General features: G+C 64.8%; 24 protein-coding genes and 1 tRNA gene. 11 read left to right on the forward strand and 14 right to left on the reverse strand.

The annotated features are described in order from the left end of the window. A complete protein-coding gene (locus tag TZ53_RS13425; RefSeq protein WP_025547159.1) occupies window positions 1-183 on the reverse strand; it encodes a type II toxin-antitoxin system HicA family toxin in 183 nt (60 codons plus the stop codon). A gap of 258 nt (window positions 184-441) precedes the next feature. Continuing rightward, window positions 442-585, reverse strand: a complete 144-nt coding sequence (locus TZ53_RS26835) for a hypothetical protein (RefSeq protein ID WP_157009821.1) — start codon at window positions 583-585, stop codon at window positions 442-444. 177 nt (window positions 586-762) lie between these two features. Between TZ53_RS26835 and TZ53_RS13430 the strand changes: the two genes are divergently transcribed. Next, on the forward strand, window positions 763-1,038 hold the full coding sequence (locus tag TZ53_RS13430; protein WP_044661607.1) for a hypothetical protein: 276 nt from the start codon (window positions 763-765) through the stop codon (window positions 1,036-1,038). After that, on the forward strand, window positions 1,035-1,439 hold the full coding sequence (locus tag TZ53_RS13435; protein ID WP_044661608.1) for a hypothetical protein: 405 nt from the start codon (window positions 1,035-1,037) through the stop codon (window positions 1,437-1,439). Before TZ53_RS13430 ends, TZ53_RS13435 begins: the two co-directional genes overlap by 4 nt. Here the strand turns inward: TZ53_RS13435 and TZ53_RS13440 are convergent. From TZ53_RS13440 to TZ53_RS13460, 6 genes are all read right to left on the reverse strand, one after another. Further along, window positions 1,436-1,663 (reverse strand): hypothetical protein, encoded by a 228-nt coding sequence (locus TZ53_RS13440; RefSeq protein ID WP_044661609.1) that lies wholly within the window; start codon window positions 1,661-1,663, stop codon window positions 1,436-1,438. The genes TZ53_RS13435 and TZ53_RS13440 overlap by 4 nt on opposite strands. 18 nt (window positions 1,664-1,681) lie before the next feature. Then, window positions 1,682-1,831, reverse strand: coding sequence for a hypothetical protein (locus TZ53_RS26840; protein ID WP_157009823.1), 150 nt, complete (start codon window positions 1,829-1,831; stop codon window positions 1,682-1,684). Window positions 1,832-1,917: 86 nt separating this feature from the next. Further along, window positions 1,918-2,460 (reverse strand): hypothetical protein, encoded by a 543-nt coding sequence (locus TZ53_RS13445; RefSeq protein WP_044661610.1) that lies wholly within the window; start codon window positions 2,458-2,460, stop codon window positions 1,918-1,920. Next, window positions 2,457-3,611, reverse strand: coding sequence for a hypothetical protein (locus tag TZ53_RS13450; protein ID WP_044661611.1), 1,155 nt, complete (start codon window positions 3,609-3,611; stop codon window positions 2,457-2,459). The genes TZ53_RS13445 and TZ53_RS13450 overlap by 4 nt, the downstream gene beginning before the upstream one ends. 293 nt (window positions 3,612-3,904) lie before the next feature. Further along, complete coding sequence (locus TZ53_RS13455) at window positions 3,905-5,179, reverse strand: tyrosine-type recombinase/integrase (protein WP_044661612.1); 1,275 nt, start codon at window positions 5,177-5,179, stop codon at window positions 3,905-3,907. A 182-nt stretch (window positions 5,180-5,361) separates the two neighbouring features. After that, window positions 5,362-5,448: transfer RNA gene (locus TZ53_RS13460), tRNA-Tyr, on the reverse strand. Window positions 5,449-5,552: 104 nt separating this feature from the next. On the opposite strand from TZ53_RS13460, the gene rlmB reads away from it, so the two are divergent. Further along, window positions 5,553-6,293: a 23S rRNA (guanosine(2251)-2'-O)-methyltransferase RlmB gene (gene rlmB / locus TZ53_RS13465; protein WP_025551629.1), complete on the forward strand. Its 741-nt coding sequence runs from the start codon at window positions 5,553-5,555 to the stop codon at window positions 6,291-6,293. A 33-nt stretch (window positions 6,294-6,326) separates the two neighbouring features. Continuing rightward, complete coding sequence (locus tag TZ53_RS13470) at window positions 6,327-7,076, forward strand: hypothetical protein (protein ID WP_044661613.1); 750 nt, start codon at window positions 6,327-6,329, stop codon at window positions 7,074-7,076. Between the two features lie 105 nt (window positions 7,077-7,181). Here the strand turns inward: TZ53_RS13470 and ubiB are convergent, their stop codons facing one another. Together ubiB and TZ53_RS13480 are read right to left on the reverse strand one after the other, a co-directional pair. Further along, window positions 7,182-8,723, reverse strand: coding sequence for a 2-polyprenylphenol 6-hydroxylase (ubiB, locus tag TZ53_RS13475; RefSeq protein WP_044661614.1), 1,542 nt, complete (start codon window positions 8,721-8,723; stop codon window positions 7,182-7,184). Window positions 8,724-8,772: 49 nt separating this feature from the next. Beyond that, entirely contained in the window at window positions 8,773-9,504 is a 732-nt protein-coding gene (locus TZ53_RS13480; protein WP_025551633.1) for a class I SAM-dependent methyltransferase, read from the reverse strand. Between the two features lie 125 nt (window positions 9,505-9,629). Between TZ53_RS13480 and mutM the strand changes: the two genes are divergently transcribed. The 6 genes from mutM to TZ53_RS13505 all read left to right on the forward strand — a co-directional run bounded on the left by mutM (window position 9,630) and on the right by TZ53_RS13505 (window position 14,312). After that, a complete protein-coding gene (mutM, locus tag TZ53_RS13485) occupies window positions 9,630-10,442 on the forward strand; it encodes a bifunctional DNA-formamidopyrimidine glycosylase/DNA-(apurinic or apyrimidinic site) lyase (protein WP_044661615.1) in 813 nt (270 codons plus the stop codon). A gap of 119 nt (window positions 10,443-10,561) precedes the next feature. Further along, window positions 10,562-10,825: a 30S ribosomal protein S20 gene (gene rpsT, locus TZ53_RS13490; protein ID WP_007687699.1), complete on the forward strand. Its 264-nt coding sequence runs from the start codon at window positions 10,562-10,564 to the stop codon at window positions 10,823-10,825. A gap of 442 nt (window positions 10,826-11,267) precedes the next feature. Further along, window positions 11,268-12,683, forward strand: coding sequence for a chromosomal replication initiator protein DnaA (gene dnaA / locus TZ53_RS13495; RefSeq protein WP_025551638.1), 1,416 nt, complete (start codon window positions 11,268-11,270; stop codon window positions 12,681-12,683). A gap of 176 nt (window positions 12,684-12,859) precedes the next feature. Then, the gene (locus TZ53_RS13500; RefSeq protein WP_044661616.1) at window positions 12,860-13,468 is read left to right on the forward strand and encodes a peptidylprolyl isomerase; all 609 of its coding nucleotides are present in this window, start codon (window positions 12,860-12,862) and stop codon (window positions 13,466-13,468) included. 275 nt (window positions 13,469-13,743) lie between these two features. Beyond that, on the forward strand, window positions 13,744-13,920 hold the full coding sequence (locus tag TZ53_RS27170) for a hypothetical protein (protein WP_172668326.1): 177 nt from the start codon (window positions 13,744-13,746) through the stop codon (window positions 13,918-13,920). A 38-nt stretch (window positions 13,921-13,958) separates the two neighbouring features. After that, on the forward strand, window positions 13,959-14,312 hold the full coding sequence (locus tag TZ53_RS13505; protein ID WP_044661617.1) for a hypothetical protein: 354 nt from the start codon (window positions 13,959-13,961) through the stop codon (window positions 14,310-14,312). Window positions 14,313-14,462: 150 nt separating this feature from the next. Here the strand turns inward: TZ53_RS13505 and TZ53_RS13510 are convergent, their stop codons facing one another. Both TZ53_RS13510 and TZ53_RS13515 read right to left on the reverse strand, forming a co-directional pair. After that, a complete protein-coding gene (locus tag TZ53_RS13510; protein ID WP_044661618.1) occupies window positions 14,463-15,470 on the reverse strand; it encodes a S66 peptidase family protein in 1,008 nt (335 codons plus the stop codon). 20 nt (window positions 15,471-15,490) lie between these two features. Further along, a complete protein-coding gene (locus tag TZ53_RS13515; protein WP_025552009.1) occupies window positions 15,491-15,934 on the reverse strand; it encodes a cupin domain-containing protein in 444 nt (147 codons plus the stop codon). Between the two features lie 181 nt (window positions 15,935-16,115). Here TZ53_RS13515 and dapE point away from each other — a divergent pair, with 181 nt between their 5' ends. Continuing rightward, window positions 16,116-17,258 carry a succinyl-diaminopimelate desuccinylase gene (dapE, locus tag TZ53_RS13520; protein WP_025552008.1) on the forward strand — a complete coding sequence of 381 codons (1,143 nt, stop codon included), beginning with the start codon at window positions 16,116-16,118 and terminating at the stop codon, window positions 17,256-17,258. 175 nt (window positions 17,259-17,433) lie between these two features. Here the strand turns inward: dapE and TZ53_RS13525 are convergent, their stop codons facing one another. Both TZ53_RS13525 and TZ53_RS13530 read right to left on the reverse strand, forming a co-directional pair. Beyond that, entirely contained in the window at window positions 17,434-19,113 is a 1,680-nt protein-coding gene (locus TZ53_RS13525) for a putative bifunctional diguanylate cyclase/phosphodiesterase (RefSeq protein WP_044661619.1), read from the reverse strand. A gap of 95 nt (window positions 19,114-19,208) precedes the next feature. Next, on the reverse strand, window positions 19,209-19,742 hold the full coding sequence (locus TZ53_RS13530; protein WP_044661620.1) for a Smr/MutS family protein: 534 nt from the start codon (window positions 19,740-19,742) through the stop codon (window positions 19,209-19,211). Window positions 19,743-19,749 lie beyond the last annotated feature (7 nt).

The following is a 19,749-nucleotide window of genomic DNA, read 5'->3' on the forward strand; positions in this document are numbered from 1 at the left end:
TCACAGCCACCCCGCCATCTTTGCTATGCTTCGCGCCGTTCCCAGCGGCAGGTCTTTCTTCGGGTGGGGCACGATGATCGTCCGGTCGCCCTTCCTGAATTTGTGGTGAGAGCCCTTCACCGAAACCTGTTCATAGCCCTCTTCCAGAAGCCGCCTGACGATCTTTTTGCTGTCCCGTTCCATGCGCAAATATATACACACGTCTGAACCATGGTGCAAGCGAAATTGCGCAATATTTTGCGCAATCGTCAAGGCGGCCGAAGATCATAAATCGGGCTGCCGCGTCGGCTTTGTTCGCATTATGTTCTCGTTATGCGACTCGCCCTAGAACATATGCGCTTCAAAGCCCTTTGCGTCCTTGATGAAGTGGCCGCGCAGGCCCGACCGGCGCCTTTAGTCAATCCGTCCGCCTCCCTACGCTTCGCGCTCGCCTTTCTCTGGTCAGTAGATGAGAATGGCGACCGTGAAATTTATGATGATTTCTGGCGTGCCGCCTACCAGCACGGGACCGACTATCTCGGAACAACCAACCGAGGCGAAGCCCTTCACCGGGCCTTCGTCAATATAGCGATCAGGGCCGGGCATGAACCCTCCGTCGCTCTCAAAAATGCAATGTGGATAGCGCGAGGCGCCCCCAGGAAAGCGCCTGTCCCTCCCGATGGACGAAAAGGATAAGTCTCCGCAACCCCCTGCATAGCCTGGCCTTCTCCCGCCGGCGCATGCATGCACAAGCCCTCTAGCGACTCACCCATTGTTCGCTTTATGTTCACTCCTGTGGACAAGAATCAACGCGAGATCATCACCCTTTCTCTCCAGGTGCTGGAAAACGCCTTGCAGCGCGCGCCTAAGGAGAAGATGGGCACAGCTGAGGTGCGCCTGGCGCTCCGCTGTCTCATGCCTCATTGTCCGGAGCGCTGGCCGTTATTTACCTTTTGGGACGGCTCCATCAGCGAGAACGATCTGGGCCGCAGCGCCAGCATGACCGCGGGCTATAACGGGATCAGGCTCCAGCTTAAAGCATCGGGGGCGCTGCGATGATTTTGCCCGGGCCGTCCTCGATAGCGATAGTCGGCGCCGACCTTCCCAACGCCCGCGCCGCGAAGCGCCGGGCGGAGATCGCAGCTTGCCGGCCGGGTGAGCCGTTGGAACTGCGGCGGGAGAGGGGAACCAGGGCGGGCAAGCGCGTGGTAGGCGTCTATTCGGCGCGAGGCATCGAGATCGGCTATGTGCTGCCTGCCCAAGCCGACCGGGTCGCCGGGCTGGTGTCGATCGCCCGCACGATCTTTGAGCGGGAGGATAGCTTTGGCGCCGTTGCTCGGGCTACCTTCGACGGTAGCGCGCCAACGTTGCCCGCACCCAAGCCCAAGTGGAAGGTTGAGCCGGTCCCAGAGCCGGCGGACGAATTCTGCGACATCTTTCCAGCGCGAGCGGCCGGCTAAGCGCGACGCCGCAATTCGAAGGGTGCGCCATCCTTGGGCATCCCTACGACAACAGGGATGCCGAACATCCTGTCGGCGCGATCATCTACCCCAAGATCTTCAACCAGATGCTGGCGCAGCGCAGTGATGTGCTCTTTTGTCATGACCCACTCGAGGCGATCCAGTTCCGCCGAGGCTCGTGCGGCGGCCGCCTCCGCCATCTCTCTATGGTAGTCGAACTTCACGGCCGGCCCTCCAGTACGTCAATTATAGCGGTGCAGATATCCCTGCAAAAATTGGGCGGGTTTGGTCTTCTGGCGATGCGCGAGCATTTCTCCGCTGGGCTCCCGAATAGCAGCGATCACCGCGCGTACTTGAGTCAGATAATCCTGCCACGGCGGCTTGCCGTCCAAAGTGGCGCCGGGAATGTTACCGTCCAGTTCGCACAGCGCACGGCGCGCGCTAAAGCGAGTTTATAAGCCAAATCCTCACCGCAGTCTTACCGAGGCTGGGAGCAATATTCCTGGTCTTCAGCCGTCGTGTCCATACCCACGCGGTCGCGCAGGCGGTAGGTTACGCAGATCCCCGAATCACGGGCATCGGCGATCGCCTGCATCAAATCCCGAGCCTTCGCAGCGGGGACTTCACGATCAAGCTCCTCCCCCACCTTCACCAACCGCTTCTGATGAAGTTCGGCTTCTTGCAAAGCAGAGCCGCCCAAGCTGGTGCCGGCGCGCTCGAGGGCGAGGAATTGATCCTGGATATTCTTATGCAGCGCTAGCCGCTCAGATGTGGCATCGCGCCCTTTTAAATAAAGAGTCATAAAGGCGGTGACGTCACGATCAAATTCCTGCGAGACCTCGATGAACTTGGTCACCTCAGTAGCCCGCTCGGTGCGATGGGTCTGATAATTCCACAGAGCGGCAGCGCCGCCGACAGACAGCAGAGATGCGCCGAAGGCGGAAGCAGCAGCGCTCGTGATGACGAGAGCTTTTGCGCTCCACCCGCGGGTCCGTGTCGGGCTCGATGCTGATGCGCTCATGGATTAGCCTTCCGTGAATGACCAACCTTCATTGTCGTCGACAGGCCTGTCGACGCATTAGCGTCGCGAGCACTCTCGCAGACCCGCTTCCATTCATCAAGCTTCATTAATTTCATAGCCGCTTCAACGCGCGCCGAGACCTTTATGGTGCAGCTGTCGCCTGCTGGCGCGGCTGAGTTAACGACCTGAGCTGCTACGGGGACTGAGTCGGCCGCCATGCCCGGAGCAACCGGCGCCGTCGCCAACGAGAGCATTGTTGCGATGACCAAGGGCTTAACAGTTTCAGAAACGATGCGCTGAAAGCCGATCGAGTTGATGTTCTGCTTCAGGTCCGGGACCATATCGGGGTGCGCGCGGAGCAGCTTTATCGCCTCATCGAAGCTCACCTCATGTTGGATACCAAGGTCCACGGCGACGAGCACGCCGGCGACGTAATTGACGAACGTCTGGATATTGAAATCGTCCAGGGTGTTGAAATCGTCTGCCGTCGTGTTGAGTCGAACCGAAATTTCGTCATCGATAACGAATTGGTCGAAACCAGCACGCATGATCTCGGCACGGAGGGACCGGTCCAGTTGCGTGATCGGATTTGGCTTCCCAAATTTTTCGCGCACCTCCTTCGAAAATGAGGCTCGGGGCTTCGATCTCAGCCATTTGACCCGACGAGCAGGGAGCGCGCTCCCCTCGTAGATTTGCTTGCTGGAATAAACGGTGGGCTTACCCGTGATCTGTCCGATGAGCACATCATCAGAGAAGTGCGGGCCGGGAACCACGATAATTGCGCCAGGTTCGAGGTCCCAATACAGGCGCTTAATTGCCCCCACATATCGCCCCAAGCGCTTACGAGTGTCCTTCCCGACATAGTCCGCAAGGTTGTCGGAAGGTCTCTTTCCCACCATATTTTCGTCATACCAATCGCGCAAAGCGATCGATCGCACCGCCATCTGGCGTAGCGTCCTATCGTCCGGCGCAGGCGTGCTGAACTCAAGTGGCATGCCCGGAAAGTCGAGGAATATATGGTTTGAGCGCTTAAAAACGTCGTAGAGCCAGTAGCCTTGGCCCGGCTGGAGTATGAAAATGTCTTCGGATGGCTCAAGAATTCGGGTCGCGATGTCGACCGTAAACGCTTGGCTATTCTGCGAAACCTGCATTTTCCCCCCTCGAGCTTAGCCCAACTTGCGCTCTAGTGAGCGCACATTCACCTGCCAAGAGCGAATTCAACCAGCCTGGATTACATCTCGCCAATATTCGTAAACAGTCGATGAACTAAGCGTCGGGGCTGTCCAACAGAGCCGCAGCGGGAGGCAGCCCTTCAATCAGCAGATCGGCCCTCTCCTGTATCAGCTCGCGCCGCCGCGTCAGATGATGGTGCCGAAGGATGCTTGCCGGCCGTGCGGCACGCGGCGGCCAGCACATCCCGAGAAAGTTAGCCTTCATCTTCCCCTTAATCACTGACTCGGAAAAGCAGGTCCTTGGCACGCATGGCGTCCTCCAGCAGCATGTCGGCCCATATCTGCGCCAGCTCGCGCCGCCGCTCCATATGTGCGGCCCGGTTATAAGCGCCTTCCACCTTGTCGACAGCGACGTGCCCGAGCATCAAATCGATGACCTCGCGATCGTCGGGCCTGCCGTGCTGGCGCCGCCACTCATTCATGATGGTCGAGAAGGATGAGCGATAGCCGTGCGGGCAATGCCGGCGATGATATTTCCCGCCGTTGGCCCGGATGATCAGCGCGCGGACGGCGTTCTCGGACATCGGGAGCGTGCCGCGCCAGGCATTCGGAAAGATGTACTCTCTCGCGCCGGTCAGCGGCCGGATGGCCTCCAGCACTTCGACGGCCTGCCGGGATAGCGGGACAAGATGCTCATAGGCCTCCTCATCCTTCAGTCGCAGCGCCAGCTTCATCGCAGATGGAGGAATACGCCATAGCGGCTCCGGACCGTCCAATCCCTCCATCTGGGTCCATTTCGCGTGGCGCTGCACCGCAGAGCGCACCGTCGTCAGCCCGATGAAGCGGTTCGCCAGCTTCGTGATCGGTTGGGCCTCTTCATGGTCGATGTCATGGATCATTTCCTTGACCTCGGCGAGCGTCGTCAGGGCAGGCTGTTTCGCGGCCTTGGGCTTTGGTTTCAGCAGCGTCTTGATGACGGCTGCCGGGTCGCCGGTGCGCATTCCGTTTGCCGCGGCATAGGCGAACACCTCGCCCGCGCGCTGCCGAATCCGATGGGCCGTCTCGATCGCGCCGCGACGCTCAACCTTGCGCAGAGCGTCCAGCAACAGAGCCTCCGTGACGTCGCGAATCGGCAGACGACCGATCTCCGGGAAGAGATCATCCTCCAGGCTTTCGATCACGTTCCGAGCGTGATGCTTGCTCCAGCGCGGGACATGGAGCGCATGCCACGCCCGGGCGACAGCCTCGAAGCTGTTCTCCGCGTCCGTGCGGGCGACGACAGCGGCCTGCTTCTTTTCCAGCGCTGGATCACGGCCGGCGCGGATGGCCTTGCGGGCCTCATCGCGCGCGTCGCGCGCCTCGACCAGGGAGACCTCGGGATAGCTGCCGAGCGTCAGCAGCTTCTCCTTTCCGGCCATGGTTCGGTACTTCAGCCGCCATGAGCGATAGCCGTTCGTCGTCACATAGAGGAACAACCCCTGGGCATCGCTGAGCTTGTAGGGCTTGTCGGCGCCCTTGGCCTTCCGGCACTGAACGTCCGTCAGCATGCGACCAGACCCGATTTGGGGGTATCGCAGGGGGTATGAGGGGTCGATACCCCCACGGATACCCCAAAACCGCGCCTGCTGACCGTAAACAAAGAGAGAACGTCTGAGACAGCCCACATATGAAAAACCCCGCTAAGTGCGGGGTTCTTATAGACGTTCTTGGGCTGTTCTGGAAGAACATATGGTGGACAGGGCTGGATTCGAACCAGCGTACGGGAAACCCGGGCAGATTTACAGTCTGCTGCCTTTAACCACTCGGCCACCTGTCCAGTCGCCTAACCGGCGTCGGAGGGTGCCCCGACCGGCTGGAGGGCGCTCCAATGGCGAAAGGAGACTTGCCTGTCAATGGCCCAATGTGAAAAGAGCGCTTCCCATGAAAAGAGGAAATCGCACCGGAAAGGCCAAAGGGACCTTTCCCCGCTTCTATGGACGGCATGCCGTCATCGCCGCGCTCGCCAATCCGGACCGGGTGGTGCGCAAGATATGGGGGACGAGGGAGGCGCTGAACGCGCTCGACCTGCCGCCCGTCTTGCCCATCGTCTATGCCGATGGCGCCGATCTGGGCCGCATGGTGCCGTCGGACGCGCCGCATCAGGGGATCGTCGCGGAGGTGGAGCCGCTGGACGATGTCTGGCTGGGCGACGTGCTGGAGGCGGGGCAGGACGATAACAGGCCCGTGCTGGTGCTGGACCAGGTGACGGACCCGCATAATGTCGGCGCGATCCTGCGGTCCGCCGCGGCGTTCGACGCGTTGTGCATCGTGACGCAGGACCGCCATGCGCCGCCCGAATCGGGGGTGCTGGCGCGCGCCGCGTCGGGCGCGCTGGAGATCGTGCCCTGGGTGCGGGTCGTGAACCTTGCCCGGGCGCTGGATGAGATCGCGGAAGCCGGTTACTGGCGCATCGGGCTGGACGGCGAGGCGGAGCAGACGCTGGGCGAGGCCATCGGCACGTCCCGCGTCGCGCTGGTGCTGGGGGCCGAGGGCGAAGGGCTGCGCCACAACAGCATGGCGCATTGCGACATTTTGGCTAAACTGCCGATCAGCCCGCGCATGGAGAGCCTGAACGTCTCCAATGCGGCGGCGATCGCCCTCTACGCGGCTGCCAGCCGGTAGCGGCCGGGGCCACGGACGACAGGGGGTTCGATCGTGACGGTCTTTCTACGCTCGGGCGCCGTGCTGGCGGCCAGTCTGCTGCTCTCCGGCTGCCTGGTGACGCCGGGCAGGTTCGATTCCACGCTCGACATCCGCGCCGACCGGAGCTTCAGCTTTACCTATAAGGGCGAGATACTGGCATCGGACATGGGCAAGGGCCTGGGTTCGATGCCGGGCAATGACGATCCGATCAACGGCGCGACGCCCAGGGACCAGCAGAGCAGCCTGCGCACGGCGCTCCGGTCCGGGACGCAGGGCAAGGCCGAGGAGCGTTTCGACGTCAAGGACGACAAGGGCGACGAGCAGCAGATGCAGGCGATCGCGGCGGCGCTGTCGAAGGAGAAGGGCTTTCGGTCGGCCCGCTACATGGGCAATCGCCGGTTCGAGATCGACTATGCGATCAGCGGCCGGCTGACCCACGCCTTCCTTTTTCCCTTCAACAGCGACGCGCAGATCGTGCTGCCCTTCGTGGCGGTGGAACTGCGTGGGGAAGACCGGGCGCGGGTGAAGGCGCCGGGCTATTCCAACGGCTATGACAAGAGCCAGAACCCGATGGGCGGCAATGGCGGCGACGATGCCGCCAAGGCGCTGGACGGCACCTTCACCCTCACCACCGATGCGGAGATCGTCAGCCAGAACCAGGAAGACGGCGCGCAGGACGTGGCGCAGGGGAAACGGATCGTCTGGAAGATCACGCCGCTGACCGGCGAGGCGCCGGCGGCCACGCTGAAGTTCAGGCCCTAAGCTCAGCACCCATTTCGGGCGGGTTCGAGGCGTCGGAATGGCATAAGGTAGCGGGTTCGCGTCGAGGCCGTGCCCGACGGCGGGCTCGCAACCAGGAGCCGGCCGTCACCAAAAGGTCGTAGCCGCCGCCATCGCGCCCGCGCCGGCCATCCCCGCCAGCAAGGCCACGAGCATATAGCGCCAGCCGCTGCCCACCCGGATCAGCCTGACCTCCGTCAGGGGCGGCGGAGGGGGGGCGCCGCCCTTTTCCGGAAAGGCTTCCTCGATCCGCTTCACAAGGCCCGGCAGGCGCTGCAAGATCCGGACATTCTCGATCAGCGCGTCGGCGGCCTTCGCCTCCGGCCCCAGTTCGGCGCGCAGCCATTCCTTCACATAGGGGCCGCTCGTCTCCCACAGGTTGATGTCGGGGTCGAGCGCGGTCGCGACGCCCTCCACCATCACCATCGTCTTCTGGAGCAGCAGCAGGTGCGGCTGGGTCTGCATGTCGAAATCGCGGGTGATGGCGAACAGGCCGTCCAGCATGCCGCCGACCGACAGTTCGCGCACCGGCTTGCCCCGCATCGGTTCGCCCACGGCTCTGAGCGCGGTGGCGAATTCCTCTACATTGTGATGGCCTGGCACATATTGCGCCTCGAAATGAATTTCCGCCACGCGGCGGTAATTGCCGGTGATGAGGCCGTAGAGGATTTCCGCCAGCCACATGCGCGCGCGCCGGTCGATGCGGCCCATGATGCCGAAGTCGATCGCGACGATGTCGCCATTGGCGGTGACGAACAGGTTCCCCTGATGCATGTCGGCATGGAAGAAGCCTTCGGCGATCGCCTGGCGCAGGAAGGCGTTGACCAGCCTTGCCGCGATTTCCTTCACATCATGGCCGGCGGCGATCAGCGCGTCCCGGTCGGAGATCTTGACCCCGTCGATCCACTCCATCGTCATGACCTTGCCGGTCGTGCGATCCCAGTCGATGGCGGGCACGCGATAGCCGGGCATGGCCTCCATCGCCTCGCCCAGTTCCGAAGCCGAGGCCGCCTCCCGCCGCAGGTCGAGTTCGCGCGCGGTCCAGCGCTTCATGTTGGCGATGACGAGGCGGGGGCGGAGGCGGGCCACTTCGCCGCCCAGCATCTCGACATGGGCGGCGGCCCATTCATAGGTCTGGATGTCGCGGTTGAACTGGTCGATGACGCCGGGGCGGATCACCTTCACCGCGACATCGCGCCCGTCCGTCGTCACCGCGCGGTGCACCTGCGCGATGGAGGCGGCGCCCACCGGCACCTCGTCGAAGCGGCTGTAGAGCGTTTCCAGCGGCCGCCCGAAGCTCTGCTCCATCTGCGCGCGGATGGTGGCGAACGGCACGGGGGGCAGGGCGTCCTGCAGGCGCAGCAGGTCGTTCGCCGCATCCTCCCCCACCAGGTCGGGACGCGTCGCCAGCGTCTGGCCCAGCTTGATCGCCGCCGGGCCGATGGACTGGAAGGCGTCGGCATAGCGCGGCTGCCGGGGCACCCGCGCGCCCAGCCGCGCCACCCGCACCAGCCGCCGCACCGGCGTCGGCGTCAGCGGATCGCGCTCGATCCCGGTCAGCGCGCCATGCCGCGCCAGGGTGCGGCCCCATTTCAGCAGCCGCCAGATATGCGTGAGGTGGGAAGGCATCGCTATTTATGCCCTTCCCCTGCGGGAGAAGGACGTGACGGGCGCCCCATCAGATTTTCCACCCGCTATGGATCGCCACCAGCCCGCCCAGGATCGGTTCCACCTTCGTCTGCACGAAGCCGGCGTCGCGGATCATCCGCTCGAACGCCGGCATGGGGGGGAAGCGGCGGATCGATTCGATCAGATAGCGATAGCTGTCCTCATCGTCGGCCAGCAGCTTGCCGAGCCTGGGCACCAGCCGGTGCGAATAGACGTCATAGACGTCGGAAAAGCCCGGCCATGTCGTGGTGGAAAATTCCAGGCAGAAGAAGCGCCCGCCGAACTTCAGCACCCGATGCGCCTCGCGCAGCGCCCTGTCGACATGGGTCACGTTGCGGATGCCGAAGGCGATCGTATAGGCGTCGAACGCCCGGTCCGCGAAGCTCAGCTCCTCGGCATTCTGCTCCGACCAGATGAGGCCTTCCAGCCCCTTCTTCCTCGCCCGATCGACGCCCACGGCCAGCATTTCGGGATTGATGTCGGAAACCGTCACCCGCGCGCCATGGCGATGCATGCGGAAGGCGATGTCCCCGGTGCCGCCCGCCATGTCCAGGATAAGCTCATCCCGGCGCGGCTTCACCCGGCTGACGAACTGGTCCTTCCAGAGCCGATGCGCGCCGCCCGACATGGCGTCGTTCATCAGATCATATTTGGACGCCACATTGGAGAAGACGGCGCGGACCATCCCCTGTTTTTCGGCGGCTTCGACATCGCGATAGCCAAAGGAAGCGGTTTCACTCATGGGCGCACGCTCTAGAGCATTTTTCCGGGGAGAGGAAACCTCCGAGATCGGGTAAAATGTCCATGGCGCGCCCCATGCGGCAAGTGGCCTGTTGCCGGGCGGTCCGGGGCGCTCCATAGAGGGCCATGCCCGAACTTCCCGAAGTCGAAACCACCGTCGCGGGCCTGCGATCGGTCCTGCAGGGCTCGCTCCTGACGCGGGTCGAGCCGCGCCGCGCCGACCTGCGCTTTCCGATACCCGTCGACCTGCGCCAGCGGCTGACCGGCGCCACCGTCACCGGCCTGTCGCGCCGCGCCAAATACGGCCTGATCGACACCGACCGCGGCGACACGCTGATCTTCCACCTCGGCATGTCGGGCCGCTGGCGAATCGATCCGGCGGAGATCGGGCCGCATGACCATCTGTTGATCGGGACCGGGGGAGGGCGGCTTCTGTCGCTCAACGACCCGCGCCGCTTCGGCTCGCTCGACCTGGTCCGCAGCGAGGCGTGGGAGGCCCATAACCCCTTCACCCGCATGGGACCCGAGCCGCTGGGGCCGGATTTCACGGCCGATGCGCTGGCCGCCGCGCTGAAGGGCAAGGCGACGTCGATCAAGGCCGCGCTGCTCGACCAGCGCATCGTAGCCGGGCTGGGCAATATCTATGTCTGCGAGGCGCTCCACATGGCCGGCATCGCCCCGACGCGCGAAGCGGGCCGGATCGGCCGCGCCCGCCTCGCCCTGCTGGTCGACGCGATTCGGGAGGTGCTGACCGCCGCCATCGCCGCGGGCGGATCGACGCTGCGCGACTATGCCCGGCCCGACGGCGAACTGGGTTATTTCTCCAAGCAATGGCGGGTCTATGGCCGGGAGGGGGAAGCCTGCCATTGCGGCACGCCCGTCAGGCGCCGCGTGGATGGGGGCAGATCGACCTTTTTCTGCCCGAAATGCCAGAAATAGCGGGGCGCTCAGCGGTTGACGCAACCCCTGTTCCCCTGTAAGGGGCGCACCTTCACGAGAGCCGGTTGGGGATTCCGACGGGCTCCTTCACGAGATTTGACGAGAACCGAGGACAGTAAATGGCCAATACGCCGCAAGCCAAGAAGCGCATCCGCCGCAACGCCCGCCGCGCCGAGATCAACGGCGCCCGCATCAGCCGGATTCGCACCCTGGTGAAGAAGGTCGAAACCGCCCTCGCCGCCGGCGACAAGGCTGCCGCGACCACGGCGCTTCAGTCGGTCCAGCCGGAACTCGCCCGCGGCGTCGCCCGCGGCGTGCTGCACAAGAACACCGCGGCCCGCAAGTTCGGCCGCCTGACGAAGCGCGTCAGCGCGCTCGGCTAAGACCCAGCCACTTTCCAGCTCGTCGGTCAGAACAGGCCCGCCCCGCAGTCGATGCGGGGCGGGCTTTTTCATGTTTCATTCACCAAAAGGTCATTCTGGAGGAAGCCCCGATTTCCGGCGATTCTCCTTCGATTCGAGAGGGGCGACGGTTCGGAGAAGGTAATAATATATTGAAATTGCTGGATAATTTTTCAAACCGGCCTTTTCTGCGGGGTTTGCCGAGTCAACGGCTTTATTTCACATTTTTGACTGGCAGCGCCCTTGATCCGGCGAAGCAGGCCTGTCTATTTTGATCCTCCGGCCGCCACTCGAATCGAATTTCCGGCGGTCATCAGATGGTTGGTTGATGCACGAGATTCGGGAAGGCGGGGCTTTTCCGGAACGGGTCTCTGCGTCGCATCGCCCCTGCCTATGGGGTGCAGTTGATGGGGGTCGACTGTTTATGAAGGATATTACGGCAGTGATTGGAAGTTTGAGCGGTCTCGACACGCAGCAGAATGCGCGCCTGGAGACTGCCTGGGCGACCATTCGCGCCGGGCTGCGCCGCGACATCGGCGCGCGCATGTTCGACCAGTGGCTGAAGGCCGCGCAACTGGGCGATTATTGCCCCGAATCGCAGACGCTGGACCTGTTGTTCGCTTCCGACTTCACGGCCAATTTCGTGTCGGGCCAGTTCGGGGATCGGCTGCGCATGGCATGGCGCTGCGCCGGCGCCGGCGTGCGCGAGGTGCGCCTGCGCCGCGCCCCCAATGCGGTGGGCCCCCGGGTTCTGGAACTGCCGCCGGCCGAGGCCCTTGCCGTGAACGACGGCGGGGTGGCGGACGATCAGGCCCCCGCATCCAATTTCCAGCCGCGCCACAGCTTCGACCAGTTCGTGACCGGCGAGACCAATCATCTCGCCTTCTCCGCCGCGCAGGCCATGGCGGGCAGGAGCCAGCCGCGGTTCAGCCCGCTTTTCATCCATGGCGGCACCGGGCAGGGCAAGACCCATCTGCTCCATGCCATCGCGCAGGGCTTCTCCGCGCATTCGCCCTCGGCCCCCGTGCTCTACATGTCGGCCGAGCGGTTCATGATGGAATTCGTGAACGCGATGCGGGCGAACGAAACGATGATGTTCAAGGCGCGGCTGCGCGCGGCGCGGCTGCTGCTGATCGACGACATCCAGTTCATCGCCGGCAAGGGTTCGACGCAGGAAGAGTTTCTTCACACGATCAACGACCTGATCGATTCGGGCGCCCGCATCGTCGTGACCGCCGACCGTGCGCCGCAGATGCTGGACGCGATCGATGCGCGCATCCTCTCGCGCCTCGCCGGCGGGCTGGTGGCCGACATCCGTCCCGCCGGGCTCGACCTGCGCCTCGCGATCCTGGAGGCTAAGCGCGCCATTGCGGGCGACCCGCCGGTTCCGGACGCGGTGGTCGATTTCCTGGCGCGGTCGATCCGTTCCAATGTGCGCGAGTTGGAAGGCGCCTTCAACAAGCTCATCGCCTATGGCCAGCTCACCGGCCGATCGATCGACCTGGAGTTCGCGCAGGCGATGCTGGCGGACGCGGTGCGGGCCAATGCCCGCCGCATCACCGTCGACGAGATCCAGAAGGCCTGTGCCGCGCATTACAAGATCGACGCGGCGGAAATGCGTTCCAAGCGCCGGGCGAGGGCGGTCGCCCGTCCGCGCCAGGTGGCGATGTATCTGGCCAAGAAGATGACGCCGCGTTCCCTGCCCGAAATCGGCCGTATCTTCGGCGGGCGCGACCATAGCACCGTGATCCACGCGGTGCGCACGATCGAGGAATTGCGGCAGAGCAATCCGGACATAGACGCGGACATCCGCGCCCTGCAGCGCCAGTTGGAAGGCTGACAGGCGGGCGGCTTTGGATTAGAGCCAATCGACATTCAGATGATGACGAGCCGAAAATGGTGTTTTTCCGTGACCCGGAGCGCAGCGTACTCAAGGTATGTGAGCACCGGAAGCACGGAAAAGCGTCATTTGCAGGCCGTCAGGGCTGAATGTCGATTGGCTCTAGGCTTCGCGCCATGATCCGACAACTCGCCCTGTTCCTGGCCGCCCTCTTCTCCCTTGCTCCCGCCCTTGCCCAGAGCCCTGCTGCTGCGCCGCCGCCTGCCGATGTGCGGGTTGCGCTCGACACCGGCGCGGGCCGCATCCTGATCGCGGTGCATGTGGCGCAGGCGCCGGCGACGGCGGCGAATTTCCTGCGCTATGTCGATCAGAAGCGGCTGGACGGCGCCAGCTTCTACCGGGGCGTCGGTTCGGCCGACTATGGCTTCGTGCAGGGCGGGGCGCAGAACGATCCCAAGCGCATCCTGCCGCCGGTCAAGCATGAGCCGACCAGCCAGACCGGCCTTACCCATGATGATGGCGCGCTCTCCATGGCCCGCTATGCGCCCGGCAGCGCGACCGGGGATTTCTTCATCGTGCTGGGCAAGATGCCCGGCATGGACGCGCATCCCGAAGCGGCGGGCGACAATCAGGGCTTCGCCGTCTTCGCCCATGTGATCGAGGGAATGGATGTCGTGAAGACGATCCTCGCCGCCCCCAAATCCCCCACGGCCGGCGAGGGCGTGATGAAGGGGCAGATGCTGGAGCAGCCGGTAACGATCCTGACGGCGCGCCGTCTTCCCTGACGCTGACCTTGGCCCTGACGCTGGCCCTGAGAGCGGATGATGGAGGGCGGAAGGCGAATGATGGGGCATGGCTTGTTCGGGACGAGTCCTGTCCCTGTTGGAAAATCGCGCCGCCTGAGCCGGGCTCCTGCTCTTGCGGCAGCGCGGCTGGCCCGATGCCGCTGCATCGTTAACCATATTCGCCGGGCCGCCTCCAATGAGGGATGCCCTGCGCGGTCGGCTCTATGCCTTGCCGCTTTCCCCTTTAAGATTCAGCTTTTTGCGGAGAGCAAGCCATGCAGGTCGACAGCAACGACACCCCGTCCGAACGGGCGGAGCTTCACTTCCTCGCGGCGCTGGTCGATGAACTGATGCGCAAGCTGCTTCATTCCGGCGTGCTCAGCCAGGCCCAGCTCAACGAGATCGAGCAGCAGGTCTCCCATCGCGTCGGGCACAGCCCCCGCGCCTGGTAGGCCTGTTCTGCCGAGGCCGCTTGCGATAGCATCGTGGGATGCGCGTCCTCACGGCACTCCTCCCCCTTGCGGCCTTCCTTGCCGGACCGGTCTGGGCGCAAGCCTCCGAGCGGGCGGGGCATTATTATCTGCGCGGCGTGATGGAGACGGGGTCCGAACTGATGCTCCATCCGGACGGCCGCTTCCAATGGTATCTGGTCTATGGCGCGCTGGACCTGTTCGCGGAGGGGCGGTGGGCCGAGAGGGACGGGGCCGTCATCCTCACTGCCGAAAGGACGAAGGACGTGCCCGAACCCGGCTTCCGAACGCTTGTCCTGAAAGTCGAGGACCGGTCGCTCGTCCCGCCCGATGGCCGCGGCGCCTATGTCAGGCCCGCCGACGACAGGGACTGACCCCGACTGCATGTCGGCCGTTCTTCAGGGGGCGCTGCGTTGAAGCGGGCGCCGGTCGCGCGCTCCGGGTTCCTGTCGTTGCATCCTTTCAGGGGCAACCGGTTCCCGCCCTTAGCCGGGGTCGGGCCAGGCCTTTCTGCACGATGCTCCCTAGCGGACCGCCGGTTCCAGCAGGCGGATCGTTCCCGCGTCGGCGTCGATTTCCGCCCGGCAGCCCACCGGCAGGCTGAACTGGCTGGCGACATGCCCGAACAGCGCGCCCTGGAAAGCGGGGACGCCAAGGGGCGCCAGATGCTGCCGCAACACCTCCGCCAGGGTGAACCCGCCATAGGAGGCGCCGCTGGGACCGCAATCGGTGCATTGCCCGAACACCACGCCCGCCACCCTGCCCAGAAGGCCGGCCAGCGCCAATTGGGTCAGCATCCGGTCGATCCGATAGGGCTGCTCGCTCACATCCTCGATGAACAGGATCGCGCCGTCGAAATCCGGCAGCCACGGGGTTCCCATCAGCGTCGAAAGCACGGTCAGGTTTCCGCCCAGCAGCCGCCCGCTGGCCTTTCCGCCCCGGAAGGTCAGGATGCGCCCGCTGCGCTGCACCAGCCGGTCCTCATGCCCGTCCGGATTGGTCATCAGCGGCGTTGCTCCATCGAAGGCGACGGCGCGGAAGGCATCCCAGGAAAAGCGCGGCCAACTGCTGGCCGCATTGGGCCCGTGGATGGTGACGAAGCCAGCCCGCGCCGCGAAGGCGAGATGCAGCGCGGTGATGTCGGAAAAGCCGATCAGCAGCTTGGGATTGGCCCTGATCTTCGCGAAGTCCAGATAGGGCAGGATGCGCGCGCAGCCCCATCCGCCCCGGGTGGCGAAGACGGCGCGCACCTGCTGATCGGCGAACATGGCGTTGACGTCGGCTGCGCGGTCGGCATCCGTCCCGGCCAGATAGCCGTAGCGTTCGACCAGATGCCGGGCGGGCCTGGGCACCAGCCCCATGGCGACGATAGTTTCCTTGACCAGATCGAGGTCGAAGCTGTCGTCGGTAAAGCCCGCCGGCTCGATCAGGCCCACGCTGTCGCCGGGGCGCAGCCGGGGCGGCTTCACCACGCCCGCAAGGGGCGCGGCCGAAAGCCCGGGAGCCGCCATCGCAGCGCCCAGCGCGGCCATCAATGCCCGCCGGTCCAGCCTCAAAAACTGCTTCCATTCTTGCGGCGGTAGCTGCCCTCGACCCACTGCATGTCGATGTCGGGATAATGCGCATCGCCCAGCGGAACGCGCCCGACGACCAGGAAGGCGCAATCCTCGCCGCTTTCATTCACCAGATGATGGCCATTGGGATCGCCCTTCGGGAAGGAGGCCATGTCGCCGCCGTGCAGGGCCGTTCGGCTTCCTTCCTCGATCAGCATCGCTTCGCCGCTCAGCATGACGAGGAATTCGTCCTCATCCTCATGCCAGTGCCGTTGGGAGGATGCGGCGCCGGGCTTCAGTACCACATGGCTGATGCCGAAATCGGAAAGGCCGGTCGCCGGTCCCAGCCTGCGCACCCATCGCCCCGCCACCGCATCCGCATATTCGGGCGGATAGCCCGTCCGATTGGTCTGTTCGATGGCGGCAAGGTCGATCCTGGGCATGACATATCCTCCTGCCGGCGTCGGCGCCGGCGGTCCCGCCAGCTTCAAAATGCGCGCTGTGCGCCACCGCATTTTGCGAGCCGCTGACTGTTTCAGCCAGCTTCAAAATGCACGTCGGCTGCACGCATTTTGCGAGCCGCTGACTGTTTCGGCCAGCTTCAAAATGCTCTAACGCAACCCCATGAACAAGACCAGCGCCGATGCAAACCCGATCGACATAGCCGAGAAGCTGATCGCCTGTCCCTCCGTCACACCGGCCACGGGAGATGTCTTCGCCGTGCTGGAGGCGATGCTGAAACCGCTGGGCTTTACCGTCGACCGCTTCCTGGCGGGGGAGGCGCCGGACGGCCCGGTGGAAAATCTGCTGGCATGGCGGACGACGGGGCCGGGCAGGCATTTCGCCTTTGCCGGGCATCTGGATGTGGTCCCGCCGGGCAATGGCTGGGCGAGCGATCCCTTCCGGCCGGAGGTGCGCGGCGAGTTGCTCTACGGGCGCGGCGCCGTCGACATGAAGGGCGCCATCGCCGCCTATGTCGCCGCCCTGCACCACCTGCCCGAAGACCTGCCCGGCACGATCAGCCTGATCATCACCGGCGATGAGGAAGGCGCGGCTGTGCATGGCACGCTGGCCCTGATGGAGCGGATGGCCGCCCATGGGCTGCGTCCCGACCTTTGCCTGGTGGGCGAGCCGACCTCCTCGCAGCGGTTGGGCGATGTCATCAAGATCGGCCGGCGCGGATCGGTCAACATGTGGATCCATGTCGACGGCGTGCAGGGCCATGTCGCCTATCCGCATCTGGCCGACAATCCGATCCCGCGCCTGATCCGCATCCTGTCCGCCATCGATGCGCTGGTGCTGGACGAGGGCAATGACTGGTTCCAGGCGAGCAATATCGAGATCACCAATCTGGATGTCGGCAATCCGACGACCAACGTCATCCCCGCCGCGGCGCAGGCGCGCATCTCGATCCGTTTCAACAATGAACATGGCGGCGCGGAACTGGTCGACCGCATCACCGCCATCGCCGCGGCCGAAGGGGGCAGGGTGGAAGCGAAGATCAGCGGCGAACCCTTTCTGACCGAGCCGGGCATGCTGTCGGACATGGTCGCGGGCGCGATCCGGGACGTGACGGGGGTGGAGGCGGACCTGTCGACCACCGGCGGCACGTCCGACGCGCGCTTCCTCTCGCGCCTGTGCCCGGTGGTGGAATTCGGCCTCAACAATGCGACCATGCACAAGCTGGACGAGGCGGTGGCGCTGGCCGACCTGCGCGACCTCACCGAAATCTACCGGCTGGTTACGGCGAAGGCGCTGGCGAGCTAGGGCATCGTGCGCAAAAGTGGGAACCGGTTTTGCGCCTAAAAGGATGCGGCAACAAAAGCTTGGAGCGTTGCGCGGAACGGCCTGTCCCGGTCCTGTCGAAGGGCAGGAACCCGGTCATGACGGAAGGGAATGAAATCCCGCCCCATGAGGAGCGGGATGCGCATGGCCATCCGCTTCAGACGGAGCGATGCCGGACCAGCGGCGCGGGCGCGGCGAAGCGGGCGAGATAATCCTCCTCCCCCATGGGCCGGGCCAGATGATAGCCCTGGAACAGCGTGCAGCCGATCACGCGCAGCATTTCCATCTGCGCCTCTGTCTCCACCCCCTCGACCACCACTTCCATGCCCAGTCCCTGGATCAGCCCGACGACGGCGCTGCAGATCGTGCGCGCTTCAGCCGAAACGGCGATGTCGCGGACGAGCGACCGGTCGATCTTCACCCGGTCGACCGGCAGTTCGCGCAGCCGCGAGAGGTTGGAATAGCCGGTCCCGAAATCGTCGATGGCGATGCGCACGCCGTCGCGCCGCAGGGCGCGGATCTGGTCCAGCGTCCGCGACTTCATCTCCATCGCGAGCGATTCCGTGATCTCCAGTTCCAGCATGATCGCCGGCGCCCGATGCGCGTCTATCGCATGGCGCAGGCGCATGAAGAAGTCGGCCTGCCCCAGTTCGCGGGAGGAGATGTTGATCGCGATCCGCTGCCTTACCCCGGCCTGCGCCCAGCGCGCCGCCGTTTCGCACACGCGGCTCATGACCCAGTCGCCCAGCGCCACGATGGCGCCGCTTTCCTCCGCAATCGGCACGAAGGAGCCGGGCATCACCAGATCGCGTTCCGGATGCACCCAGCGGATCAGCGCTTCGGCGCCGATCGCCCGGCCGCTGGAAATTTCGATCTGCGGCTGGAATTCGAGGAGGAACTCGTCCCGTTGCAGGCCCAGCAGCAGGTCGCGCTCCAGCTCCGCGCGGTCGGCGGCTTCCAGCGCCAGTTCGGTGGTGAACATCTCGGCCCGGTTACGGCCCTGATGCTTGGCATGATACATGGCGATGTCCGCCGATCGCAGCAGCGCGGGCAGCGTGTCGCCATGTTCGGGATAGCAGGCGACGCCGATGGACGCGCCCAGGTCGATATGCTGGCTGCCGAGGTCGAAGCGTTCGCGCAGCGCGAACTGGATGGCGCGGGCAATGCGGCCGGCCGTGTCGAGATCGGGCATGCTGGGGACGAACAGGGTGAATTCATCGCCCGCCAGGCGGCCGATCAGGCAATCGCCCGCGCCCGCGCTGGCCTGCGCCATGGCGACTTCGCGCAGGCGGCCGGCAACGCGCGCCAGCAACTGGTCGCCCGCCGCATGGCCCAGCGTGTCGTTCACGCCCTTGAACCCGTCCAGGTCGATGAAGAACAGGGCCGCAAGCCCTTCTTCGCTGCGTTCCGCCAGCAGCCGTTCGACCTGCCGGCAGAAGCTGGCGCGGTTGGGAAGGCCGGTCACCTGATCGAACAGCGCGAGCGCCTGCACATGGTCCAGGTTCGTGCGGACCTGACTGAACAGGCTTTCCATCGCCACGGACAGGTCGGGCAATTCCCGGCCTATGTCCCGCGGCACGGCGGATTGCAGGTCGCCATGGGCCGCCGCCAGCAGGCGTTCGGTCGCACCGTCGATGGCGCTGGCGGTGGTGGCCACGGTACGGCGGGCGGAGGCCCAGCTGAGCGTGCCGCACAGGATCGCGATGATGAGGGAGCGGCCGATGCCGTCCATGTCGGTCGCCTGCCCCTGCCCAAGGACCAGCGACAGGATGAACACCAGCGCCCCCGCGGCGCAGGCGAAGGCAGTGGCGCGGCTCGTCAATGTCACGCCCTGCATGAGTCTCCCTACCCCCGCCAGTCCGGCGTTGGACTGGATCAGTGGGATATGAAGGACAGTGGTTAAGAAAAGGTCAGTGAATCAGTCCGAAAGGCTTATTTTTTGCGCCGCAGGATGACGTAGAGCGCGCCGTCGCCGCCATGGCGCCGATGCGCGATCCGCACGCTGGCGATGCGGTCGGCATAGCTGCTGGTTTCCAGCCAGTGACCGATCTCGCCACGGATGGCGCCCCGCCGCGAACCGCCGCTGGCGGAGGGGCTTTTCGGCGGTTTCCCGGTGACCACCAGCAATATTCGCACGTCCCTGGCCCAGGCCGAGGCCAGCGCCTGGTTAAGCCGCGAATGGGCCGCCGACAGGCTGTGGCCGTGCAGGTCTATGGTCATGTCCGGGGTCAGATTTCCGCTACGGATTCGGCGCTCCCAGCCAGAATCCAGAGTGGCTGCGGGAGTGTGCGCCGGGGCCGTCGCGACTGCCTGAACGGACGGAGCCGTTAACCCTGTCCCGTCCTTTGCGGGGGTTGGCGGCGTCGGAAGGGAAGAGATGCGCGCGCCCGGCCTCAGCGGCCTTACGGAGCGGGTCAGCGCCGTCCAGAGCGCCTGTTCATCGGAGGTGAGACCGCGTCGGGGCATCGCAGCA

Origin of the sequence: Sphingobium sp. YBL2, from assembly GCF_000943805.1 — a bacterium.
Taxonomy (GTDB): Bacteria; Pseudomonadota; Alphaproteobacteria; order Sphingomonadales; family Sphingomonadaceae; genus Sphingobium; species Sphingobium fuliginis.

Bases quoted from the DNA above. Each gene is read 5' to 3' on its own strand.
- TZ53_RS13425 (WP_025547159.1), bottom strand. From the start codon at position 183: ATGGAACGGGACAGCAAAAAGATCGTCAGGCGGCTTCTGGAAGAGGGC.
- TZ53_RS26835 (WP_157009821.1), bottom strand. From the start codon at position 585: ATGCCCGGCCCTGATCGCTATATTGACGAAGGCCCGGTGAAGGGCTTC.
- TZ53_RS13430 (WP_044661607.1), top strand. From the start codon at position 763: ATGTTCACTCCTGTGGACAAGAATCAACGCGAGATCATCACCCTTTCT.
- TZ53_RS13435 (WP_044661608.1), top strand. From the start codon at position 1,035: ATGATTTTGCCCGGGCCGTCCTCGATAGCGATAGTCGGCGCCGACCTT.
- TZ53_RS13445 (WP_044661610.1), bottom strand. From the start codon at position 2,460: ATGAGCGCATCAGCATCGAGCCCGACACGGACCCGCGGGTGGAGCGCA.
- TZ53_RS13450 (WP_044661611.1), bottom strand. From the start codon at position 3,611: ATGCAGGTTTCGCAGAATAGCCAAGCGTTTACGGTCGACATCGCGACC.
- TZ53_RS13455 (WP_044661612.1), bottom strand. From the start codon at position 5,179: ATGCTGACGGACGTTCAGTGCCGGAAGGCCAAGGGCGCCGACAAGCCC.
- rlmB (WP_025551629.1), top strand. From the start codon at position 5,553: ATGAAAAGAGGAAATCGCACCGGAAAGGCCAAAGGGACCTTTCCCCGC.
- ubiB (WP_044661614.1), bottom strand. From the start codon at position 8,723: ATGCCTTCCCACCTCACGCATATCTGGCGGCTGCTGAAATGGGGCCGC.
- TZ53_RS13480 (WP_025551633.1), bottom strand. From the start codon at position 9,504: ATGAGTGAAACCGCTTCCTTTGGCTATCGCGATGTCGAAGCCGCCGAA.
- mutM (WP_044661615.1), top strand. From the start codon at position 9,630: ATGCCCGAACTTCCCGAAGTCGAAACCACCGTCGCGGGCCTGCGATCG.
- rpsT (WP_007687699.1), top strand. From the start codon at position 10,562: ATGGCCAATACGCCGCAAGCCAAGAAGCGCATCCGCCGCAACGCCCGC.
- dnaA (WP_025551638.1), top strand. From the start codon at position 11,268: ATGAAGGATATTACGGCAGTGATTGGAAGTTTGAGCGGTCTCGACACG.
- TZ53_RS13500 (WP_044661616.1), top strand. From the start codon at position 12,860: ATGATCCGACAACTCGCCCTGTTCCTGGCCGCCCTCTTCTCCCTTGCT.
- TZ53_RS27170 (WP_172668326.1), top strand. From the start codon at position 13,744: ATGCAGGTCGACAGCAACGACACCCCGTCCGAACGGGCGGAGCTTCAC.
- TZ53_RS13505 (WP_044661617.1), top strand. From the start codon at position 13,959: ATGCGCGTCCTCACGGCACTCCTCCCCCTTGCGGCCTTCCTTGCCGGA.
- TZ53_RS13510 (WP_044661618.1), bottom strand. From the start codon at position 15,470: ATGGCCGCGCTGGGCGCTGCGATGGCGGCTCCCGGGCTTTCGGCCGCG.
- TZ53_RS13515 (WP_025552009.1), bottom strand. From the start codon at position 15,934: ATGCCCAGGATCGACCTTGCCGCCATCGAACAGACCAATCGGACGGGC.
- dapE (WP_025552008.1), top strand. From the start codon at position 16,116: ATGAACAAGACCAGCGCCGATGCAAACCCGATCGACATAGCCGAGAAG.
- TZ53_RS13525 (WP_044661619.1), bottom strand. From the start codon at position 19,113: ATGCAGGGCGTGACATTGACGAGCCGCGCCACTGCCTTCGCCTGCGCC.
- TZ53_RS13530 (WP_044661620.1), bottom strand. From the start codon at position 19,742: ATGCCCCGACGCGGTCTCACCTCCGATGAACAGGCGCTCTGGACGGCG.